This window comes from Streptomyces sp. NPDC051907 (assembly GCF_040681075.1).
Taxonomy (GTDB): Bacteria; Actinomycetota; Actinomycetes; order Streptomycetales; family Streptomycetaceae; genus Streptomyces.
Genome location: NZ_JBFAYB010000105.1, coordinates 1 through 21,136, shown reverse-complemented (window position 1 = coordinate 21,136; position 21,136 = coordinate 1). Strand labels below are relative to the sequence as shown.

General features: G+C 71.5%; 15 protein-coding genes. 7 read left to right on the top strand and 8 right to left on the bottom strand.

Features of this window, described 5'->3' with window-relative positions:
• Window positions 1-73 precede the first annotated feature (73 nt).
• The 5 genes from AB0M39_RS35055 (at window position 74) to AB0M39_RS35035 (ending at window position 7,093) form a co-directional block, all read left to right on the top strand.
• Complete coding sequence (locus tag AB0M39_RS35055) at window positions 74-1,543, top strand: aldehyde dehydrogenase family protein (protein WP_365371080.1); 1,470 nt, start codon at window positions 74-76, stop codon at window positions 1,541-1,543.
• A complete protein-coding gene (locus tag AB0M39_RS35050) occupies window positions 1,540-3,171 on the top strand; it encodes an APC family permease (protein ID WP_365371077.1) in 1,632 nt (543 codons plus the stop codon). The genes AB0M39_RS35055 and AB0M39_RS35050 overlap by 4 nt, the downstream gene beginning before the upstream one ends.
• 91 nt (window positions 3,172-3,262) lie before the next feature.
• Window positions 3,263-4,819 (top strand): GMC oxidoreductase, encoded by a 1,557-nt coding sequence (locus AB0M39_RS35045; protein ID WP_365371075.1) that lies wholly within the window; start codon window positions 3,263-3,265, stop codon window positions 4,817-4,819.
• Window positions 4,820-4,962: 143 nt separating this feature from the next.
• Window positions 4,963-6,486 (top strand): aldehyde dehydrogenase family protein, encoded by a 1,524-nt coding sequence (locus tag AB0M39_RS35040; RefSeq protein WP_365371072.1) that lies wholly within the window; start codon window positions 4,963-4,965, stop codon window positions 6,484-6,486.
• 202 nt (window positions 6,487-6,688) lie between these two features.
• A complete protein-coding gene (locus tag AB0M39_RS35035) occupies window positions 6,689-7,093 on the top strand; it encodes an FKBP-type peptidyl-prolyl cis-trans isomerase (RefSeq protein ID WP_365371070.1) in 405 nt (134 codons plus the stop codon).
• 103 nt (window positions 7,094-7,196) lie between these two features.
• On the opposite strand, the gene AB0M39_RS35030 is transcribed toward AB0M39_RS35035, so the two are convergent.
• The 3 genes from AB0M39_RS35030 to AB0M39_RS35020 form a co-directional block, all read right to left on the bottom strand.
• Complete coding sequence (locus AB0M39_RS35030; protein ID WP_365371100.1) at window positions 7,197-9,626, bottom strand: SpoIIE family protein phosphatase; 2,430 nt, start codon at window positions 9,624-9,626, stop codon at window positions 7,197-7,199.
• A 184-nt stretch (window positions 9,627-9,810) separates the two neighbouring features.
• Window positions 9,811-10,803 (bottom strand): MASE1 domain-containing protein, encoded by a 993-nt coding sequence (locus tag AB0M39_RS35025; protein WP_365371067.1) that lies wholly within the window; start codon window positions 10,801-10,803, stop codon window positions 9,811-9,813.
• Between the two features lie 59 nt (window positions 10,804-10,862).
• Window positions 10,863-11,573, bottom strand: a complete 711-nt coding sequence (locus AB0M39_RS35020) for a PP2C family protein-serine/threonine phosphatase (RefSeq protein WP_365371064.1) — start codon at window positions 11,571-11,573, stop codon at window positions 10,863-10,865.
• Here AB0M39_RS35020 and AB0M39_RS35015 point away from each other — a divergent pair.
• Window positions 11,556-11,732: a hypothetical protein gene (locus AB0M39_RS35015; protein ID WP_365371061.1), complete on the top strand. Its 177-nt coding sequence runs from the start codon at window positions 11,556-11,558 to the stop codon at window positions 11,730-11,732. The genes AB0M39_RS35020 and AB0M39_RS35015 overlap by 18 nt on opposite strands.
• A 111-nt stretch (window positions 11,733-11,843) precedes the next feature.
• On the opposite strand, the gene AB0M39_RS35010 is transcribed toward AB0M39_RS35015, so the two are convergent.
• The 5 genes from AB0M39_RS35010 to AB0M39_RS34990 all read right to left on the bottom strand — a co-directional run bounded on the left by AB0M39_RS35010 (window position 11,844) and on the right by AB0M39_RS34990 (window position 19,104).
• The gene (locus AB0M39_RS35010; RefSeq protein ID WP_365371059.1) at window positions 11,844-13,166 is read right to left on the bottom strand and encodes a cytochrome P450; all 1,323 of its coding nucleotides are present in this window, start codon (window positions 13,164-13,166) and stop codon (window positions 11,844-11,846) included.
• Window positions 13,167-13,356: 190 nt separating this feature from the next.
• Entirely contained in the window at window positions 13,357-14,241 is an 885-nt protein-coding gene (locus AB0M39_RS35005; RefSeq protein ID WP_365371056.1) for a geranyl diphosphate 2-C-methyltransferase, read from the bottom strand.
• 14 nt (window positions 14,242-14,255) lie between these two features.
• Window positions 14,256-15,638 carry a family 2 encapsulin nanocompartment cargo protein terpene cyclase gene (locus AB0M39_RS35000; protein WP_365371053.1) on the bottom strand — a complete coding sequence of 461 codons (1,383 nt, stop codon included), beginning with the start codon at window positions 15,636-15,638 and terminating at the stop codon, window positions 14,256-14,258.
• A 97-nt stretch (window positions 15,639-15,735) separates the two neighbouring features.
• Entirely contained in the window at window positions 15,736-17,148 is a 1,413-nt protein-coding gene (locus tag AB0M39_RS34995; protein WP_365371050.1) for a family 2B encapsulin nanocompartment shell protein, read from the bottom strand.
• 618 nt (window positions 17,149-17,766) lie between these two features.
• Window positions 17,767-19,104 (bottom strand): diacylglycerol kinase family protein, encoded by a 1,338-nt coding sequence (locus AB0M39_RS34990; RefSeq protein WP_365371048.1) that lies wholly within the window; start codon window positions 19,102-19,104, stop codon window positions 17,767-17,769.
• 517 nt (window positions 19,105-19,621) lie between these two features.
• Here AB0M39_RS34990 and AB0M39_RS34985 point away from each other — a divergent pair.
• The coding region (locus AB0M39_RS34985) for an alpha/beta-hydrolase family protein (protein ID WP_365371097.1) at window positions 19,622-21,136 on the top strand (1,515 nt) is incomplete at its 3' end.

The following is a 21,136-nucleotide window of genomic DNA, read 5'->3' as shown; positions in this document are numbered from 1 at the left end:
CACCCTCCCTAATGTCTTAAAAGGAGCGAACCGCGCATAGGAACGCCGTCCGCCGGAACCCGGAGGAGTCCTCATGCCCGAGCTGTTCATCGGCGGCAAGTGGACCGCCGCCGTCGGCGGGCAGGTCCGTGAGATCCGCTGCCCCGCGGACGGCACGCTCGTCGCGACGGTCGACGAGGCGGGCCCCCAGGACGCTGCCAGGGCGGTCGCGGCCGCCCGGGACGCCTTCGACGGCGGCCCCTGGCCCGCCACCTCGGCCGCCGAGCGCGGCCGGCTGCTGCTGCGCGTGGCCGACCTGCTGGAACGCGAGAAGGACGCACTCGCCCGAGCCGAATCCCTGGACACCGGGAAGCGGCTCGTGGAGAGCGAGTACGACATGGACGACATCGCGAACTGCTTCCGCTACTTCGGCAACCTCGTGGCGTCGGGCGGCAAGGACCGCATCGTGGACACCGGCAACCCCGACGCGGACAGCCGGGTGGTGCACGAGCCGGTCGGCGTGTGCTCGCTGATCACTCCATGGAACTATCCGCTGCTGCAGACCGCCTGGAAGGTCGCCCCGGCGCTCGGCGCGGGCAACACGTTCGTGCTCAAGCCCAGCGAGCTGACCCCGCACACGGCCATCATCCTGATGCGGCTGCTGGCCGAGGCCGGCCTGCCCGACGGGGTCGCCAACCTCGTGCTGGGCGCCGGGCAGTCGGTGGGAGCGCCGCTGACCGAGGACCCGCGGGTCGACCTGGTGTCGTTCACCGGAGGGCTGGTCACCGGCCGCCGGATCATGGCCGCGGCCGCGCCCACGGTGAAGAAGGTCGCTCTGGAGCTCGGCGGCAAGAACCCCAACATCGTCTTCTCCGACGCCGACTTCGAGGCCGCGGTCGACTACGCGCTGCTGGCGGTGTTCCTCCACTCCGGCCAGGTCTGCTCGGCCGGGGCGCGGCTGCTGGTCCAGGTCGAGCTGCACGACGCCTTCGTCGACGAGATCGTCCGGCGGGCGCGGGCGATTCCGCTCGGCGGCCCGTTCGACGATCACGCTCGCGCCGGACCGCTCATCTCCGCCGGGCACCGCGACAAGGTCGAGGCGTATGTGGCCGCGGGCCTGGCCGAGGGCGCGGTGCTGCGCTGCGGCGGCGCGCGGCCCGACGATCCGGCGCTCCAGAAGGGCTACTACTACCTGCCGACCGTGCTGGACGACTGCACCCCGGGCATGTCCGTGGTGCGCGACGAGTCGTTCGGCCCGGTGCTGACGGTGGAGCGCTTCCGCAACGAGGAGGAGGCGCTGGCCCTCGCCAACGACACCATGTACGGGCTGGCCGGGGCGGTCTGGACGCAGGACGTGGCCAAGGGCCGCCGGGTCGCCTCCCGCCTGCGCGCCGGGACGGTGTGGATCAACGACTTCCATCCGTATGTGCCCCAGGCGGAGTGGGGCGGGATGAAGCAGTCCGGCTTCGGCCGTGAACTGGGCCCGGCCGGACTGGCCGAGTACGAAGAAGCCAAGCACGTATGGCGCAACCTGTCGCCGAGTCCGCAGAGGTGGTTCGAATGAGCAGAGACGCGGGCGAGGGCGCAGGCCCGGGCGCGGAACACGGTCAGCCCGGAGACGATCAGCCGGGCCACCGAGGCGCCGGCGCCCCGGGCGACGCCCAGGCGAGAGTGAACGCCCAGGCCCAGCTCGACGACGACGCGCTCGGCGATTTCGGCTACCGCCCGGAACTCAAGCGCACCCTGGGCAACTTCCACACCTTCGCCGCCGGAATCAGCTACATCTCCATCCTCACCGGCACCTTCCAGCTCTTCTACTTCGGCGTGGCCTTCGGCGGCCCCGCCTACTGGTGGTCCTGGCCGATGGTCTTCGTCGGCCAGCTGATGGTCGCCCTGTGCTTCTGCGAGCTGGCCGCGCGCTATCCGGTCGCCGGCTCCGTCTACAACTGGGCCAAGAAGATGGGCGGCCCGCACGTCGGCTGGCTCGGCGGCTGGATGATGATGACGGCGACCATGGTGACGCTCTCCGCGGTGGCGCTCGCGTACCAGATCACGCTGCCTCAGATCGACTCCTGGTTCCAGTTCGTCGGCGACGGCAGCGGCAAGAACGACGCGGCGGCCAACGCCGTGCTCCTCGGCTCCGTCCTCATCCTCTTCTCCACCCTCGTCAACGCCTTCGGCGTACAGCTGATGGCGCGGATCAACTCCGCAGGCGTGTTCATCGAGCTGATCGCCGCCGTCGCGCTGATCATCTTCCTCGCCGCGCACATCACCCGCGGCCCGAGCACCGTGCTGACCGACACATACGGACTCGGCGCGGGCGATACGCTCGGGTACTTCGGAGCCTTCCTCACCGCCTCTCTCGCGTCCGCGTACGTGATGTACGGATTCGACACGGCGTCCTCCCTCGGAGAGGAGTCGCACGACCCGAGCCGCAACGCCCCCCGGGCGATCCTGCGCGCCCTCGTCGCGTCCTTCCTCATCGGCGGGCTGATCCTGCTCTTCGCGCTGATGGCCGTGCCGGATCTGGCGGCCCCGGAGCTCTCCACGGGCGGTCTGCAGTACGTGGTGCTGACGACGCTCGGCTCTACAATCGGCGAGATCTTCCTGTGGTGCGTGGTCGTCGCGATCACGGTCTGCGTGCTGGCCGTCCAGGCGGCGGGCATCCGGCTGATGTTCGCCATGGCGCGGGACAACAACCTGCCCGCGGGCTCGGCGCTGGCCAAGGTGAGCCCCCGCTTCCAGACGCCGGTCGTGCCCGCGGTCGTGATCGGGCTGGTGGGCGTCATCATCCTGGTGATCAACATCAACCAGCCGCAGATCTTCTCGGTCATCACCAGCATCGCGATCATCATGATCTACATCGCCTACCTCATGGTCACCACGCCGATGCTGATCCGCCGGCTGCGCGGCCAGTGGCAGCCCGCCGAGGGCGGTTTCTCGCTCGGCAGATGGGGCCTGCCGATCAACCTCCTCGCGGTGCTGTGGGGCGCGGCCATGTCGCTGAACCTCGCCTGGCCGCGCGCCGAGGTCTACAACGCGACGGGTCCGCAGCACTGGTATCTGCGCTGGGGCGCGTTCCTGTTCATCGGCGTCGTGGCGCTCGGCGGCTTCGCCTACTACTGGTTCGTACAGCGGCACAAGACGGGCGTGCTGGCCGAGCACCGCGCGGAGGCGGCGGAGCTTCCCTGACCGCCGTCCCCTCTCCGCACCTCCTCCTGCCCCCTGCCCCCTGTCCTCCCGTTCCTGTTCCTGTACTTGTTCCTGCGACCTTGGAGACGCGATGTCCGCAGAGAGCCCGGCCGTATTCGACTACGTCGTGGTCGGCGGCGGCACCGCCGGAGCCGTCGTCGCCGCGCGGCTGTCCGAGGACCCGGACGTCAGCGTCTGCGTGGTGGAGGCCGGCCCCTCGGACGTCGGCGACGACAACATCCTGCGGCTCGACCGGTGGATGGCGCTCCTGGAGTCCGGCTACGACTGGGACTACCCGGTGGAGCACCAGGAGAACGGCAACAGCTTCATGCGGCACGCCCGCGCCAAGGTCCTCGGCGGGTGCTCCTCGCACAACTCCTGCATCGCCTTCTGGGCGCCCGCGGAGGACCTCGACGAGTGGGGCGCCATGGGCTGTACGGGCTGGAGCGCGGCCGACTGCTTCCCGCTGTACAAGCGGCTGGAGACGAACGACGCGCCCGGCGACCACCACGGCCGCAGCGGCCCGGTCGTCATCCGCACCGTCCCGCCGAAGGACCCCTGCGGAGCAGCCCTGCTGGAGGCGTGCGCGGCGGCCGGGATCCCCACCACGCCGTTCAACACGGGCTCCACGGTGGTGCGCGGAGCGCACTGGTTCCAGATCAACTGCCGTCCGGACGGAACCCGCTCCTCCGCGTCCGTCTCCTATCTGCACCCGCTGCTCGGCAAGCGTCCGAACCTCGAGGTGCGCACCGGACTGCAGGCCAAGCGGCTGCTCTTCGACGACGGCCGCTGCACCGGCGTGGAGTACCTGGAGCCCGACACCGTCCACAGCGGCTCGGTCGGCGCGCGGCGCGAGGTGATCGTGTCCTGCGGGGCGATCGACTCGCCGAAGCTGCTGATGCTGTCGGGCATCGGGCCGGCCGGGCATCTGCGCGAGTGCGGGGTGGAGGTCCGCACGGACTCCCCCGGCGTCGGCGCGCACCTCCAGGACCACCCGGAGGGCGTCATCATGTGGGAGGCGAAGCAGCCCATGGTGACGTCGTCCACGCAGTGGTGGGAGATCGGGATCTTCTCGCCCACCGAGCCCGGCCTGGACCGGCCGGATCTGATGTTCCACTACGGCTCGGTGCCCTTCGACATGAACACCTACCGGCGCGGCTACCCGACCGCCGACAACGCCTTCTGTCTGACGCCGAACGTCACCCGGGCCCGCTCGATGGGCACGGTCAGGCTGCGCAGCCGGGACTTCCGGGACAAGCCGAAGGTGGATCCGCGCTACTTCACGCACGAGCACGACATCCGGGTGATGACGTACGGACTGCGGCTGGCGCGCGAGATCGCCGCGCAGGCCCCGATGGCCGGCTGGGCGGGCGCGGAGCTCGCCCCCGGGCCGGACGCCACGACGGACGAGGACCTGTTCGCGTACATCCGCGACACGCACAACACCGTCTACCACCCGGCGGGCACCGTGCGGATGGGCGCGGCCGACGACCCGGACTCGCCGCTCGACCCGCAGCTGCGGGTCAAGGGCGTGAGCGGGCTGCGGGTGGCGGACGCCTCGGTCATGCCGTTCCTGCCGGCGGTCAATCCGTGCATCACGACGATGATGATCGGCGAGAAGTGCGCGGACATGATCAAGGCGTCATGACGTCGGCGACGGTCGTCCAGCTCGCGGGCGAAGGCCCCTTTCCCCGCGACTCTCCCCGCAACCTGGTTGCAACGTCCTGACTCCTAGCCTCGCGGCGAGCGCCGTCCGACGACGAGCGGCGCCCTCACCGGGAGGCCATGGAGATGACCCGATACGCAGCGCCGGGCAGCGACGGCGCGATCGTCTCGTACGAGTCGCGCTACGACCACTGGATCGGCGGCGAGTACGTCCCGCCGGCCCGGGGCCAGTACTTCGAGAATCCGAGCCCGGTCGACGGCCGCCCCTTCACCGAGATCGCCCGCGGCACCGCCGAGGACGTGGAGCGCGCCCTGGACGCGGCCCACGCCGCAGCGCCCGGCTGGGGCCGCACGTCCGTCGCCGAACGCTCGGCCGTCCTGCTCAAGATCGCGGACCGGATGGAGGCGAACCTCGAGAAGCTCGCGGTCGCGGAGAGCTGGGAGAACGGCAAGCCCGTCCGCGAGACGCTGGCGGCCGACATCCCCCTGGCCGTCGACCACTTCCGCTACTTCGCGGGCGCGCTGCGGGCTCAGGAGGGATCCCTCAGCGAGGTCGACGACGACACGGTGGCGTACCACTTCCATGAGCCGCTGGGGGTCGTCGCCCAGATCATCCCCTGGAACTTCCCGATCCTGATGGCCACCTGGAAGCTGGCGCCCGCGCTGGCCGCAGGCAACGCGGTGGTGCTGAAGCCGGCCGAGCAGACCCCGGCCTCCGTGCACTACTGGATGAGCCTGATCGCCGATCTGCTGCCGCCGGGCGTCGTCAACATCGTCAACGGCTTCGGCGCGGAGGCGGGCAAGCCGCTGGCGTCCAGCCCACGGGTCGCGAAGATCGCGTTCACCGGGGAGACGACGACGGGGCGGCTGATCATGCAGTACGCCTCCGAGAACATCAAGCCGGTCACGCTGGAGCTGGGCGGCAAGTCGCCGAACATCTTCTTCGACGACGTCTGGGCCGCGGACGACGACTTCCGCGACAAGGCGCTGGAAGGCTTCACGATGTTCGCCCTGAACCAGGGCGAGGTCTGCACCTGTCCCTCGCGGGCCCTGATCCAGCGGGGCCACTACAGCGAGTTCCTGGAGGCGGCCGTCGCCAGGACCGAGCAGATCGTGCCGGGCCACCCGCTGGACACCGCCACGATGATCGGCGCGCAGGCCTCCAACGACCAGCTCCAGAAGATCCTCTCGTATCTGGACATCGGCCAGCAGGAGGGCGCGAAGATACTGACGGGCGGCCATCGCATCGACCACGGCGGCGAGTTGGCGGGCGGCTACTACGTCCAGCCCACGATCTTCGAGGGCGACAACCGTATGCGGATCTTCCAGGAGGAGATCTTCGGCCCGGTCGTGGCGGTCGCGTCGTTCAGCGACTTCGACGACGCGATCAAGACGGCGAACGACTCCCTGTACGGCCTCGGCGCGGGCGTGTGGACGCGCGACGTCAACACGGCCTACCGGGCGGGACGGGCGATCCAGGCGGGCCGGGTCTGGACGAACTGCTACCACGCCTACCCGGCCCACGCGGCGTTCGGCGGCTACAAGCAGTCGGGCATCGGGCGGGAGACGCACCGGATGATGCTGGACCACTATCAGCAGGTGAAGAACCTGCTCGTGTCGTACTCGCCGAAGAGGCTGGGCTTCTTCTAGGAGCCGAGAACGGTGCCTGACCTGGGCCTTCGCCCGTCAGGCACCGCCCGCTCGACCCGCTCGACGCGGGCATCGCCGCTCCTGCTCATTCGGTGTGCTCCGAGGACCGGCATTCTCGGTAGCGTGGCCGTCTGCTGCGTGGGGTGTCCACGTGGCCGGCTGGTCCGTGTGGATGCCGTCGACGAAGGGTGAGAAGGCTGCGATGGGCGAACTGACGAAGCCCGAGGTCGAGGTTCCGAAGGGCGACGCTCCTACCGAGCTGACCATCCGGGACCTGGTCGTCGGGGACGGGGCCGAGGTGAAGCCCGGCATGGTGGTCAGGGTCCACTACGTCGGGGTGGCCTTCGAGTCCGGGAAGGAGTTCGACGCCTCCTGGGACCGGGGTCAGCCGTTCAAGTTCGCCCTGGGCAGCGGCAGGGTCATCAAGGGCTGGGACCGGGGGGTGAGGGGGATGAAGGTCGGCGGCCGGCGCGAGATCATCGTTCCCCCGCGTCTCGGCTACGGCAATCAGTCGCCCTCGGCGTCGATCCCGGCAGGCTCGACCCTGGTCTTCGTGGTGGACCTGCTTGACTTGTATTCCAGCACAGCCGGGTGGAGCAACGCCTAGCGTCCCTGGCCGCTCCTCCCCTTCGCCGCGCTTCGGGCCAACGCCGAGGGAGGCCGACAGGCGGGGGCGAAGCCGTGAGGGGACCAGCGGGCCACCCCGTGCGTCAGGCGCTCGCTCGGTTCCAGGGGATCTCGGCCCATACCTGCTTGCCTCCGCTGAGCGGCACCGAGCCCCAGGCCATCGTCGTCGCCTCGACGATGAGCAGCCCTCGGCCGCCGGTCGCCTCCCAGCTCACCGACACCGGTTTGACGGGGCTGCGCGGCGACGCGTCGTTCACGGCGATCCGAAGCCGGTCCGCCGAGAGGATCAGATCCATCCTCACCTCGCCCTGCGTGTGCGCGATGGCGTTGGTGACCAGCTCGGACACGACCAGCAGAGCTGCGTCGAGCTCGTCCACGACTCCCCAGGACCGCAGGGTGCGCGCGGTGAAGCGGCGCGCGTGCATGACCGCGTCGGGCAGCCGCCACACCGCCCAGTGGCTCCGCAGCGGCCGGTCCCGTGTGCCGTCGTAGCGCAGCAGCAGCAACGCCACATCGTCGTCTCGACGGCCCACGGCGACGACCAGATCGTCGGCGACCCCTCCCACATCGACCGGGTTGGCCACGGCGACCACATCGCGCACCCGCCGCATGCCCTCGTCCAGAGGCAGCCTGGCGGACTCGACCAAGCCGTCCGTCAGCAGAATGAGCAGGGTTCCGGGGACCAGCCCCGCCTCGGTCATGGGGAACTCGGCCTCCGCGAGCACTCCCAGTGGAGGCCCGCCCTCAACCGCCATCTCCTCGGTGACGCCGTCGGGATGGCGCAGAATCGGCGGCAGATGGCCCGCCCGTACGACCTTGGCGATGCCCTCCTCCATGTCCAGGTCGACGTACCCGCAGGTGGCGAACAGATCGGTCTCCATGCCGACGAGCAGCCGGTTGGCCCGCGCGACCACCACATCGGCCGGGTGGCCCTCCACCGCGTAGGCCCTGACCGCCGTACGTATCTGGCCCATGATGGTGGCCGCTGCCGCGCTGTGCCCCTGTACGTCCCCGATGACGAACGCCACATGACCGTCGCCGAGCGGAATGACGTCATACCAGTCGCCGCCGACCTCGAGTCCCACCGTCGCGGGGAGATAGCGGGCGACCGCGACCCCGCCCGGCAACTCCGGGAGCTTGCGGGGCAGCAGACTGCGCTGGAGCATGCTGGCGAGTTCGTGGCCCGCGTCCAGAGCGTGGGCCCGCACCAACGCCTGCCCCACCAGCCCCCCGGTGGCGGTCAGCAGCGACCGCTCCTCCGGTCCGAACCGGTGCTCCGCGTCCCACCCCACCAGACAGACCCCCACCATCCTGCCCTCGGCGGGCAACGGCAGCACCGCGAGCCCCCCGGGCCCGACGCCCAGCAGACCAGGCTCGAGAGCCGCGCCAGGCGGCCACAGACTCATATGCCCCTCACGCAGCGCGCTCTGCACAGTGGGCAGGTCGCCGAGCGACACGTCGGGCCACACGGACCGCCATTCCGAGCGCCAGCCCTCGGGCCATGCGTCAGGCTCCGGCGGGTCGAGGGCGGTGACGACGAGCCGCTCCGGCTCCAGTTCGCCGACCGCGACCCGGGAGGCGCCGAGCGGCTCGCGCAGGGCGGCGACCACCAGCCGGCTCACGTCCCGGATGGTCGTCGCCCCCGCCAGCGCGGCCGACAGCCGCTGCACGAGGGAGACCTCGTCGGCGCTGGGCCTCAGATAGGCGGCGTCGGCCACCACGCCCAGGACGCGCCGCGGCGTGCCCTCGGAGTCCACCTCCACGCGGCAACGCAGCCCCAGCCAGCGCAGCTCACCGTTCGGGCGGCGGATACGGAACGCCAGCTGCTGCCCGTCGGCTGCCAGCCGGTCCGGCTCCACGATCGCCATCAGCGCGGGCATGTCGTCGGGGACGGCACAGGCGAGCAGGGTCTCGACCTGCCCGTCGAACCGCTCGGGAGACAGACCGAGCAGTTCCAGCACATGTGCGTGGGCCTCCATGCGGCCGGTGCTCAGTTCCAGGATGAACGCGCCGCCTTGGTCCGGCACCAGGGACTGTCCCAGATGCACCTGCGGTGCCGCACGTCCGGCGACCGATTCGAGTCCGGCGGCGACCTGATCGGCGTAGAGCTCCAGAAGGCTGCGGTCGTCGGCGCTGAAGCCGCCCTCGACCTCCCCCGCCACGATCAGGCACCCGAGCTCTTGGTCGCCATGTCCCAGTGGCAGCGCGCCCAGCGAGATCCTGGCCGGCGAGTTGGGGCCGCCGTCCCGGACCCGGGTGGAGACATGATGGGGATCGTCCTCGATGAACGTGGCGAGTTCCTTGGAAGCCAGCCACAGCGGGCGGCCGGAGCGGAAGGCATTGGCGGCGGGCGAGTGGCCGGCCACGGCGAGGACCGCGGGCAGCCCGTAGAGGACGCCGCGGTTGCCGGTCAGCTCGGCCAGATGGAGTTCCCTGCCCTGGTCGGCGACCACATAGACAGCGGCAAGCTCTGCGCCGCAGAACGCAAAGCCATGACTGGTCACTGTCTGTATCGCCTCCTCCCGAAGGGCATCCCGCCGACCGTCCTCTCTCCATGCTGTCGCGCCCGGGACCGTCCGGGCGAGTCGGAACGAGCCGGGCAGCGCCGAGAGACTCTGGCCTCGTCCCTCTGCGGTCGGTGTGATCACGGCGTCGGAGCAGCGGGCCGTCGACCGCCGGAGGCGCCCCACCGGCGTGTCAGGGCGGGGGACGATCCTCGGGCGGGTACTCGTACGGCTCGGGCCGCGGCTCCATCCGGGCCACCGTGTCCGCGAGCCGCACGCAGACCTGTTTGATCTCCTCATACGTTCTGTCGCGCTCGGTGATGACGGCCGCGAGCAGGAGGGCCGTCAGCGCCGTCGTCCCGTTGAAGGCCTGGAGCGTGACCATGTTGGCGAAGACGTCCTCGCCGACGAAGGGGCCGCTGTCGCCCGCGGCAGCCAGAATCGCGAGCGTCGACACCACGAGCGCGCAAGGCGCTGCGCCGGGCAGCCGGAAGCGGAAGGCCGCCCAGATCAAGAACGGCGAGACGAGGAAGAGCAGGCTCGAGTCGGGCGTATGCGTCGGCAGGAGCGTGGCGACAACCGTGCCGAGCGCCAGCGCCACCGCTTCCAGCCAGCGGCCGGGCCCGGCCCGCGACGGCCACCGGGCTTTGCGCAGAACGAGCAGGAAGGGTGTGACGACGAGGATTCCCATCGCGTCTCCGGTCCACCACACCGACCACGTCGGCCAGAAGTCGCTCGCGTCCAGGGCTCCGGAGAGGACCAGTGCACCGCTGCCGATGGTTGAACTGATCAACATCCCGATGAGCGCGCCGAGGAAGACCAGCGCCAGTACGTCCCGCAGGCGGTCCAGCTCGTTTCTGAACCCGGCTCTGCGCAACATCAGACAGGCGCAGACCGGCGCCAGTGTGTTGCCGACGGTGATGGCCAGTACGGGGATCAACGACGGCCCGAGGAACACGTTGACGAGGAACGCGCCCAGTGCGATGCCCGGCCATACGCGCAGCCCCAGCAGGAGCAGCCCGGCCAGCGCGACGCCGGTCGGCGGCCACAGGGGGGTGACCTGGTCACGCACCAGCTGCAGAAGAAGGCCGACCCGTGCGGCCCCGTAGTAGAGGGCGGCGACGGCGACGACGGCGAGGATGCGCAGAGCGATGGTCCCGTGACGACCCATCTCCGCGCTGCGCACGACAGCAGTCTGCACTCGGATCCCGCCACCGGCGACCCCAGCGACGCGACACCCGTCGGTCAGGCCGGCTCCTGCGAGCCGTCGTAGCGCAGCACGAGGACTGCGGCATCGTCGCGGTGACCCGTCAGGTCGGCCACTTTGACGACGGCGGAGGCCAGCACCTCGGGATCGGCCTCGAACCCCGCGCGCGCCAGTTCGACCACCTCGGCCAGACCGGACTCCATCGGATAGTGCGGGCCCTCCACCACTCCGTCGGTGAGCAGCACGAGGACACCTGCCTCCGTCAGACGCCGGTGGGTCACCGGATAGCGCTGACCCGACACGATGCCGAGCGGCGGCCCGCCCCGGTCGAGTGCTACGCCCGATCGGCCTCCGGCCGTGGCCCAGACCATCGGGACATGGCCGGCCCTGGAGTCCGCCAGATCGCGGCTGACCGGGTCGAAACGAAGGAAGCAGCACGTCGCGAAGAGGCCGCACCCCATGGCGATCAGCAGATCGTTGGCGCGGCCCAGCACCTCGCGGGTGTCGCTCGTCGTCTGTGCGAGGGCGCGCAGGCTGGTACGCACCTGCCCCATGAAGGCGGTGGCCTCCACATCATGGCCCTGGACATCGCCGACCGTGAGCCCCAGTGACCCGTCGTGCATGACGAACGCGTCGTACCAGTCGCCGCCCACGTCCAGACCGCCTCGTGACGGCGCGTACCGGGCGGCCAGCTGCAGCCCGGGCAGCCTCGGCAGCCGGGGCGGGAGCATATGGCGCTGCAACGCCATGGCCAGCTCCACCCTGGCCCGCTGGTACTCGACCCGTTCCCGGGCCTGATCGACGAGCTGCCCGAGTGCGACCAGAAGTTCCTGGCCATCGGACGGCTCAGGACGGTGTCCGCGCATCACGGCTCCCGGCTCTCCCACCGCCTCCTCACCTCACCCTAGCCGCGCCCCCGGGACCCGGCACCGCCGATATCCGGACCACGCTCGTCACGGAGCACCGACCTCGCCGAGACGCCCTGTGGTCCGGCCTCGCTCGCGCGGGGACTCGACGCGCTAGCCGCCCAGCGTTGCGGGCGTCGGGCCGTCGGGGCGGACGGTGATGCTGTAGGCGGCCTTGGCCGGGGTGGAGTGGAAGCGCGGGGTGTGCGCGGGCAGCAGGTGCTCCAGGAGGACGGTCGACTCCCGGAGGGCGAACCGCAGGCCCAGGCAGGCCCGGGGGCCGATGCCGAACGGGAGGTAGCCTCCCGGGTGGGCGGGGCGCCGGCCGGGGGTGGTGAAGCGGCCCGGATCGAAGCGCTCGGGGTCCTCCCAGAGCGCGGGGTCCCGGTGCGTGAGGTAGGGGCAGACCAGTACGTCCGCGCCGGCCTCGACCGCGTATCCGGCGAGTGCGTCGTCCTCCGTCGCGCAGCGCGGCAGGATCCAGGCGGACGGGTACAAGCGCAGCGTCTCGTGGACCAGCGCCTGGACGGCCTGCCGCCGCTCGGGCGAGCCCTCGGCGCCTGCGGCGAGGGCCTGCTCCCGCGCCTGTGGGTTCTGGTCCAACAGGAGGTACAGCCAGGTCAGGGTGGTGGCGGTGGTCTCGTGACCGGCGACCAGCAGCGTGACCAGCTCGTCGCGGATCAGCCGGTCGGTGTACTCGGGGCGCGTTCCGGCCGCCTCGATCAGGACGTGCAGCAGGCCCGGGCCGTCGGGTCCGGCCTCGCCGTCGCGGGCGGCGGCGATGGCGTGGCCGGCCACGGCGTCGATCCTGGCCAGCTCGTCGGCGACCGCCCCTTCGGCCGCGGCGACGTCGGCGGGCAGGCTGGGCAGCGCGGCCACCACGGCCTGCACGGCGGCCAGTTCACGCTCGGCGCCCGGGTCGAGGGGGTGCCCGGTCAAGGAGCGCCAGATGGTGTCCAGGGCGAAGCGGCGCATCTCGTCGCCGACGTCGAGGACCTGCCCGGTGCGGGCGTACCCGGCCCACCGCGCCGCGGCGGTCCGGGCGGCCCCGGCGATCCGCTGCTCGTAGCGGCGCATGCCCCGGCCGGTGAACTGGGACTGCAGCAGCCGCCGTTGGCGCTGCCACGCCTCGCCCGTCGCGGCCAGGACGCCGTCGCCGATCAGCAGTCGGGCGCGGTGCGAGCGCTTCACATACCGATCGGGATGGAGCGCGAGCACATGCTGCACGGCTTCGGGGGCGGTGACCAGGACGGTCGGACGCGGACCGAGCCGGAACGCGGCGACGCCGCCGAGCCGTTCGCGCGCCTGGGCGAAGAGGTCGACGAGGTCCCCTCCCTGGGCCTGCCACTGCCCGACGAGGGCGGGATCGAGCTCGGGGACCGGCCGGGTTGCAGGGGACGGGCCCGGAAGTGAGCCGGGGCGGGCGTGGGTGGCCACGGGGCTGCTCCCATTCGGCGGCTGTTCGTCGTCACGGCGGACGCGGCATCACGCACTGTAGGGCGACGCCGGCGGCGGGCGACAGACCGCCTCGCCCCTCCCCCCACGACACCGCGACGCCGCTGGTGCCCGCGGAGGGGCCGGGTCCGTCGGGTGACGGGCCCGGCTTCGGCCCGCGGCCGGCGGTCGGTCAGACGCGGTCGGCGGCGATCAGGACGTACTGGAAGGAGCCGTCCTTGTAGGAGTTGATGAACGCCTCCTCGATCCCGGTGACCAGCGAGGAGGTGGCCCGCAGCTCCCAGTACGGGAGGGTCGCGGGCGTCAGGTCGACGATGGTCTGCGGTACGAGACGGTTGTCGGCCATGGCGCGCAGGTACTCCCGGCGGGAGTGGATGTTGCACTCGAAGTGCGCGTTGATCTGGGAGACCCACTTCGAGGGCTGGCCGTAGCGGGGGTTCCAGCAGCCGGTGATGGTCACATAGCGGCCGCCGACCGCCAGGACGCGGGAGTGCTCGGCGAAGAGGTCGTGCAGGTCGACGTACATGCTGGACTCGTTGTTCCAGGAGGCCGCGGCCTGCCCGGTCTCGAAGGGGGTGTCGAGCATGTTGCACACACGGGCGTGGACATGGTCCTCGATGCCGAGTTCATGGGCGCGCTGGTTGGCGAACTCGGCCTGCTTGGCCGAGAGGGTGACGCCCTCGACCCTGCATCCGAACCGCTGGTGGGCCATGACCATCGAGCCGCCCCGGCCGCAGCCGGCGTCCACGAGTGTGTCGTCGCGCCCGACGGCGTCGAGGTGGTCCAGGAGCACCTCGGCCTGCGCCGACTCCAGGCGGTGGAGCTCGGCGATCAGCTTCTTCTCGTACTCGCTGTCCTCGGCGTCCCCGAGGGCAGAGTGGTCGACGTCGCCGATGCCGTAGTGGTGGTGGTAGAGCCCGTCGACGTCGCCGAGGCGCAGGTTCACGGGCCGCGCCTCGTTGTTCCAGTAGCGCGCGATGTCGCCCTGGTAGGGCGTCGCCGGGGCGGGGATGAAAGCGGACGCGCCGTTGACAGTGGTGAACTCGGTGCTGGTCACAGATGAATCCGTTCTTACCAGAAATCGGGCAGGCTGTATCGGTAGGTGTTGGTCTGGTGCCAGTAGTGGTTGCCGTCGACCCATACGGCGACTCCGCGCAGGAAGCGCACGAGACGCGGGTCGGGGCTCGCGGCGGCCAGCTCGGCGGCGGCGGCCTCGAACTCGTGCATGAGCTCGTTGTGGACCTCGACCGCCTTCAGATAGCCCTCCTTGTCGGAGAGGCCCTCCTGCTGGGCGATGACCACCGGCAGGTTCAGGTGCAGGCCGGGGCTCTCGAGTTCCTTGGTGTACGAGTACAGGTCGTTGGAGATGGTGGTGGCGTTGCCCGCCAGCGCGATCACCCGCTGCATGCCGGGCAGGGCGTGCAGGTCCGCCGGGAGTTCGTAGCCGCCGACGGTGTCGGTGATGGTGGGGCAGGGGCGGAAGTTGTTGAACTGGCGCATCGCCAGGTACTCGGCCACTGTCGGGACGTACGCGGTCTCGGCCCAGGCTGCCTCGGCGAGGTACCCCATGTGCAGCCGGGCCATGTCGTGCCGGAACCGGTCGGCCTGGGACGGGGTGGCCGCCTGGACGAAGTACTCCATGGCAGAGCGGTAGGAGCGCCGCGGGGCGTCGGAGAGGAGCGACTCCGCCCACGCCGGCGCGTACTCCTGCGTCGTGTGCACCGGGTCGAGGGCCGTGTGCGCCAGCAGAAGCCTGCCGCCGAGGCCGACGGGCGAGCCGCCGTGGTCCTCGCAGTAGACGTCGTCGACCACGTTCTCGGCGACCATCAGCCGGGTGGCGAGCATCAGATGGTCGACGGTCGGGGCGTCCGGGTGGCAGGCGACCATGTAGCGGCCGACGGAGAAGCCGTCGAACTGGTCCTCCCACTCCGGGGGGTACGCCTGGACCTCGTCCACCGCCCATCGCTTGATCCGGCGGCTGACCTCCGCCACGCGCGCGGAGTCGGGTTCGGGCACCGGGTGGTGGTAGAGGCCAGGGATCGGTGTGCCCTCCGCCGGCGCCGCAGGAGACTCAGGGGTCGGCGGCTCTCCGCGCCGAGCCAGGTACAGACCCGACGTGCCGAGACCGGTGGGTCCGCGCAGAATCCGTTCCAGCGCGCCGGACTCGGGCACGAAGACGTCTGCGGGCGCAGGCACGTCCGCAGGCGCGGGCGCGTCTGCGGGCAGGGGCACGTCCACCACGTCAGGGGGCGCGGGCACGGCCTCCGCGGCGGGGACGGCGAAGGGGGCGGAGGGCGGGCCGGGCAGGGGCGGCAGGGCGGGCCCGGCCTCGGCGGGGGCCTCGACGCCCTCCGCCCGGGTGGGGGCGAGCGCCTGGGCGAGGACATGGGCCCCGAAGCGGGCCGCTGCGGCAGGAAGACTCGACTGCAGAGGGGAAAGCCCAGGATCGGGCATCCGTAGCTCCTTGGTGAGGTGGGTGGTCTTTCCCGGATCCGGGCATGCGCGCCCGGCCCGGGAGCATCCGGGCTGTCATGGCCGTCGGACGGGTCCTCTAGTCGCGCCTGCGGGCGATCTGCACGTCCTCCAGCACGCCGAGCGCGTTGGGCACCAGGATGGCCGCGGAGTAATAGGCAGTGACCAGGTACGAGATGATCGCCTGCTCGCTGACGCCCATGAAGCGCACCGACAGGCCCGGCTCGTACTCCTCCGGCAGCCCGGTCTGACGCAGACCCACGACGCCTTGGTCGTCCTCGCCGGTGCGCATGGCGAGAATCGAGCTCGTCTGCTCCTTGCTGATGGGGATCTTGTCGCAGGGCAGGATCGGGACCCCGCGCCAGGCCGGCATCTGCTGCCCGCCGACGTCGACTGGATCCGGGTAGAGCCCGCGGGAGTTGAGCTCGCGCCCGATCGCCGCGATCGTCCTCGGGTGGGCGAGGAAGAGCTTGGTGCCGCGGCGGCGGCAGAGCAGCGCGTCGAGGTCGTCCGGGGTGGGCGGGCCCGAGTGGGTCTGGATCCTCTGCTTGAAGTCGGCGTTGTGGAGCAGGCCGAACTCCCGGTTGTTGATCAGCTCGTGCTCCTGGCGCTCGCGCAGCGCCTCGACGGTGAGCCTGAGCTGCTCCTCGGTCTGGTTCATCGGCCCGTTGAAGAGGTCGGCGACCCTCGTGTGGACCCGCAGAACGGCCTGGGCGACGGAGAGTTCGTACTCGCGCGGTTCCAGCTCGTAGTCGACGAACGCGCCCGGCAGCGCGACTTCGCCGACATGGCCGGCCGACATGGCGATCTCGGCCTCGCCGTACCGGTTCTGGCCTCGCAAAGGCAGCGAGCTGAAGTCCCGGATGTGGGCCTGGAGACTGGGCGCCGTGGACATCACGGCGTCGAAGTCGGCGCGGGACAGGGTGAGCAGGGTGCCGGCGGTCTCCGCGGTGGCGGTGTAGTCCCAGCTGGCCTCGCCGTCCAGCAGGGCTCTCTCGCCGAACCGGCCGCCGTCGGCGAGTACGGCGACGGCGACCTCGTCGCCGTACTTGCCTACGGAGGTCTGGTTGATCCGGCCGCGGGCGATCAGATGGATCTGCTCGGCGGGGGCTCCGCGCTCGACCAGTACCTCGCCGGCCCGGAAGTCGCGCTGGACGCACCGGCGGGCGATCGCGGTCAGCACCTCCACGTCGTCGAAGCCGCGCAGCAGGGCCAGTTCGCCGAGCTCTCGGGGGATCACACGGACGTGGGCGCCGTCCTGGACGAAGTCGATGCGCCCGTCGCCGACGGTGTAGCTCAGCCGCCGGTTCACCCGGTAGACGCCGCCCTTGGTCTCCACCCAGGGGAGCATCCGCAGCAGCCAGCGGGAGGTGATCTCCTCCATCTGCGGGGCGGACTTGGTCGTGGTGGCGAGGTTGCGGGCAGCCGCGGTGCTCAGGCTGGACTGCCGGGGCGGCTCCAACCGCGCTTCCGGGCTGGTCTCAACGGTCATCGGGCGAGCTCACCTTCGCGTGGGTGGTGGTGAGTCGGCGCCTGCGCGCCGACCGGTGAAGGAGGAGGCAGGAGGGGTCGATCTCCTGGGATCCGTCCAGATCTCGGGGAACATTAACGGCCGTTACGCCCGGCTCGCCCCATGAGGCCGTTGGTCACACCCGATGCAGTGATCTTGCTTCGCACGGGGTTTATCTGGACGACCGACGGCATTCGGGCCACTCGATCGCGAGCACGCCGGGCGCGTCCCGCAGTCGTCCGCCCGGGCCTCTCCTCCGCGCCCACGGGTCGACCTGACTGTCCGTCAGGCAGATGTCGGGCGCCCGGGAGACGGCGCGCACGCTGCCGCAGGGGAGGACGCCAGCGCCTGTGAGGACACCGCCGGCCTCGGGAGCCGGGCGGCCGCCCGTCGCCGCCGGGAGCGCCGTCCTCGACTCCCGGGCAGAGGCGAGATCCGGCCAGCTCCGCCGTCGATATCAGCCCTTGACCTCGCCTCACCGCTGACTCCCTGCGGGGTGCGGCCGTCGATCCGGCGGTCCCCGCGGACGACCGGCCTGGGCGTCGCCGCACCCGTACTGCCGCCGCGCCGCTCGTCCGCCGGACCGAGCCGGCCGTTCGCTCAGGCGGCGCCGCGTCCTGCCGCGACCCGCCCCATCGTCAGCGCCAGTCGCCGCACCCGGCGCCAGTCCATCGGCGGCGCGATATGCGGCACGCCGGGCCGGCGCCGGGGCACGCGCACGCGCAGCGCGCCGGGCGCGAGGCGACAGCGCACCGGGGTGGGCAGCATCAGGGCCTCCCCGTCGACGCCGACCGGGATGACGGGAGCGTCGGCTTCGACGACGACCTCTCGGGCGGTGGCCACGGTCAGCCCGCGGCCCTGCCCGCCGCGCAGCAGGAGCTCCGTGGCTTCGGCGGCGTTGCCCACCCGGACGCTGAGGACGCCCAGCTCGCCGGCGTCCAGTCGCATGCGGCGTCCCAGCCCCGCCGAGTCGCCCCGCTCGTAGGGGTTGTTGCTCACCAGTACCGCCTGGGGGCCGTCCATGGCCGTCGAACCGGCGCGGACGCTCAGCCGCGCGCCGCTGTGGTGCGTGAGCAGATCCGGCAGCATCTCCAGGATCGTGCGGGCCTTGTCGTCGCGGTAGGCGGGACTCTGCACGACTTCCGCGTACACCCCGAACGAGGCGTTGTTGATGAAGACCTGCCCCTCGCCCCCGTCCGCAGGCCCTGCTTGGAGGTAGCCGAGATCGACGCGCAGTTCGACGCCGTCGGTCAGCGCCTCCAGGCAGGTGGAGGGGTCCTGCCGGTCCAGGCCCAGATCCATGGCGAAGTGGTTGCGGGTGCCGGCGCTGATCACCATGAAGGGAATGTCGTGCTCTGCGGCCACACTGGCGACCGACGCCTGCGTGCCGTCGCCGCCCGCGACGCCCAGCAGGTCGGCTCCACGCTGGACGGCCCGCCGCGCCAGCTCGGCCACATCCTGCCGATGCTCCGGGTCGAGGACGACGACCTCGGCGCCCAGGGCCCTGGCTCGCTCCGCCAGGCGGAACTTCTCGACCTTTCCTCCGCCCGCGCGCGGATTCATGATCAGGAACGGTCGCTCGGCTGGGCTGACGGACTGCTCCGGCATGCCCGGCGGGCTGTCTTCGACGAGTGCGGCCCTGCCCGCGGAGACGGCAAGCGCCCATAGGCCGACCGAGACCAGCACGACCCACAGCAGCCCGGCCGCCGCGTACAGAACCAGGACGGCGATCGGCGCGGCGACCACCAGCAGCACCGCCAGCACCCTGATCCAGCCGGTGTGGGTGAGAATCCACCATCCGCCGGCCGCCGTGAGCACCAGTCCTGCCCATCCCACGCCCATGAGCAGAAGGCTTCCGAACCCGGCGAAGACCACCAGCACCAGGAGCGCCGCTGTGCCCGCGGCAAGGGCCAGACGCGCGGTCCAACGCCTGCTCATGGGGCAACCTCCCACCGCTCCACCGGCTGCCGGACAGGAGTCTTGGGCACCGTGTGCCGGGCGAGCCGACTTCCCGTGGACACGGACGTCCGCAGGCGACGACTTCAGGCTACGAGCGGTCACCTCGCGCGGCATGTCCACCCCAGACGCCCGTCGGCCGCAGGGGACGCAGCGCGGTCAGCTCACGAGCGACTCGGGCGGCTCGGAGGGACAGGGGGATCAGGGGGCGGCTCGGATGGCATTGGCGGCCGGGCCTTGGGACCATGGGTCCCGGAGGAGAGCCATGAGCCAGGACCCGCCAGTTCCTCCATCGGAGGGGCCGCCACCCCGCAGGTCGCCGGAGGGGCCGCCGTCGCGCAACGAGGACGGCCGGGCGGACGGGCGTGGCGCCACGGCCGATGACGAGAGCGGGGGCAGAAGCGGGGGCGACGCATCGCGGGAGACGGGGGCCGAGCACGGCGGGCCGGCTCCCCCGTCCCGAGCCGAGCCGTCCCCCGGCTCCGGGAGGCGCCGCCGGCTGTTCCACGTCACGCTGCCCGGCTGCTGGGGCGCGCTCGTCCTGGCGTGCCTGTCCTTCACACCGTCGCTGCTCCCCCGTTCAGGCATCCTCCAGGGACTGGTCTGCGGCATCAGCGCGGCCATCGGTTACGGGCTCGGCGTGGTGGGGGCCTCCGTGTGGCGCGCTTTCGCCGACCGGGGCGCGCGGAGTGCCTCGCGCAGGTCGTGGCGTGTCCTGCTCGTGAGCGCAATCGTGCTGTTCGGCCTGTCGTTCGGGTTCGGACAGTACTGGCAGCACGAGATCCGCGAGCTCATGGGGGTCGCCGACTACGACGTCCTGGCCGCCGTCGCCAGCCCGTTGGTCGCCGCTCTCGTCTTCTACCTCCTGCTGCTGGCCGGGCGGGGGATCCGGAGCCTGTACCGCGGGGCCGCCCGTCTGCTCGGGCGCTGGATCGGCCCGCGCGCGGCTCGGGTGGTCGGCTGGGTCGTGGTGGCGGGTCTGGTGTGGTCCGTGGTCAGCGGAGTGCTGCTGGGCGGCTTCGTGAACGCGGCCAACGAGGCGTTCTCCGTACGGGACACGCAGACGCCGGAAGGCGTGCACCAGCCGACGTCGGCCATGCGCTCGGGCGGGCCCGGCTCCCTGGTGCCGTGGGACTCGCTGGGCCGGCAGGGCCGGGTGTTCACCGGCAGCGGACCGACGGCCCAGGACATCGGCGCGTTCACCCACCGCCCGGCGCAGGAGCCCGTCCGGGCCTACGCCGGGCTGGCGACCTCGGAGGACACCGAGACCCGGGCGGAGCGCGCCGTCGCGGACCTCCGGCGGGCGGGCGGCTTCGAGCGCGCGAACCTGCTCGTGACGACCACGACGGGCAGCGGCTGGGTCGATCCCGCCGCCGTGGACTCGTTCGAGTACCTCGGCGACGGCGACTCGGCCACCGTGGCGATGCAGTACTCGTATCTGCCGTCCTGGCTGTCCTACCTCGTCGACCAGTCCAAGGCGCGCCAAGCCGGCCGCGAGCTCTTCGACGCGGTCTACGACGTCTGGTCCAAGCTGCCCCAGGACCAGCGGCCGCGGCTGTTCGTGGCGGGCGAGAGCCTGGGGTCGTTCGGCGGCGAGACGGCCTTCAGCGGGGAGTACGACCTGCGCAACCGCACCGCCGGCACGCTGTTCGCCGGACCGCCGAACTTCAACACCCTGTTCCGCGAGTTCAGCGATCAGCGCGACGCGCAGAGCCCTGAGATCGCGCCCGTCTACAAGGAGGGGCGGACCGTCCGGTTCACCGACGACCCCGCCGCCGGGCTGCCTCCGACGGACCAGCCGTGGGACGGGACGAGGGTGCTCTACATGATGCACCCCTCCGATCCGATCGTGTGGTGGAGCCCCGAGCTCCTCCTGTCCGAACCGGACTGGATCGGCGAGGCGCCGGGCGACGACGTGCTCGAAGCGATGGTCTGGCTGCCCTTCGTGACCTTCTGGCAGGTCACCGCCGACCTGCCGTTCTCCACGGGCGTGCCGGACGGCCACGGCCACACC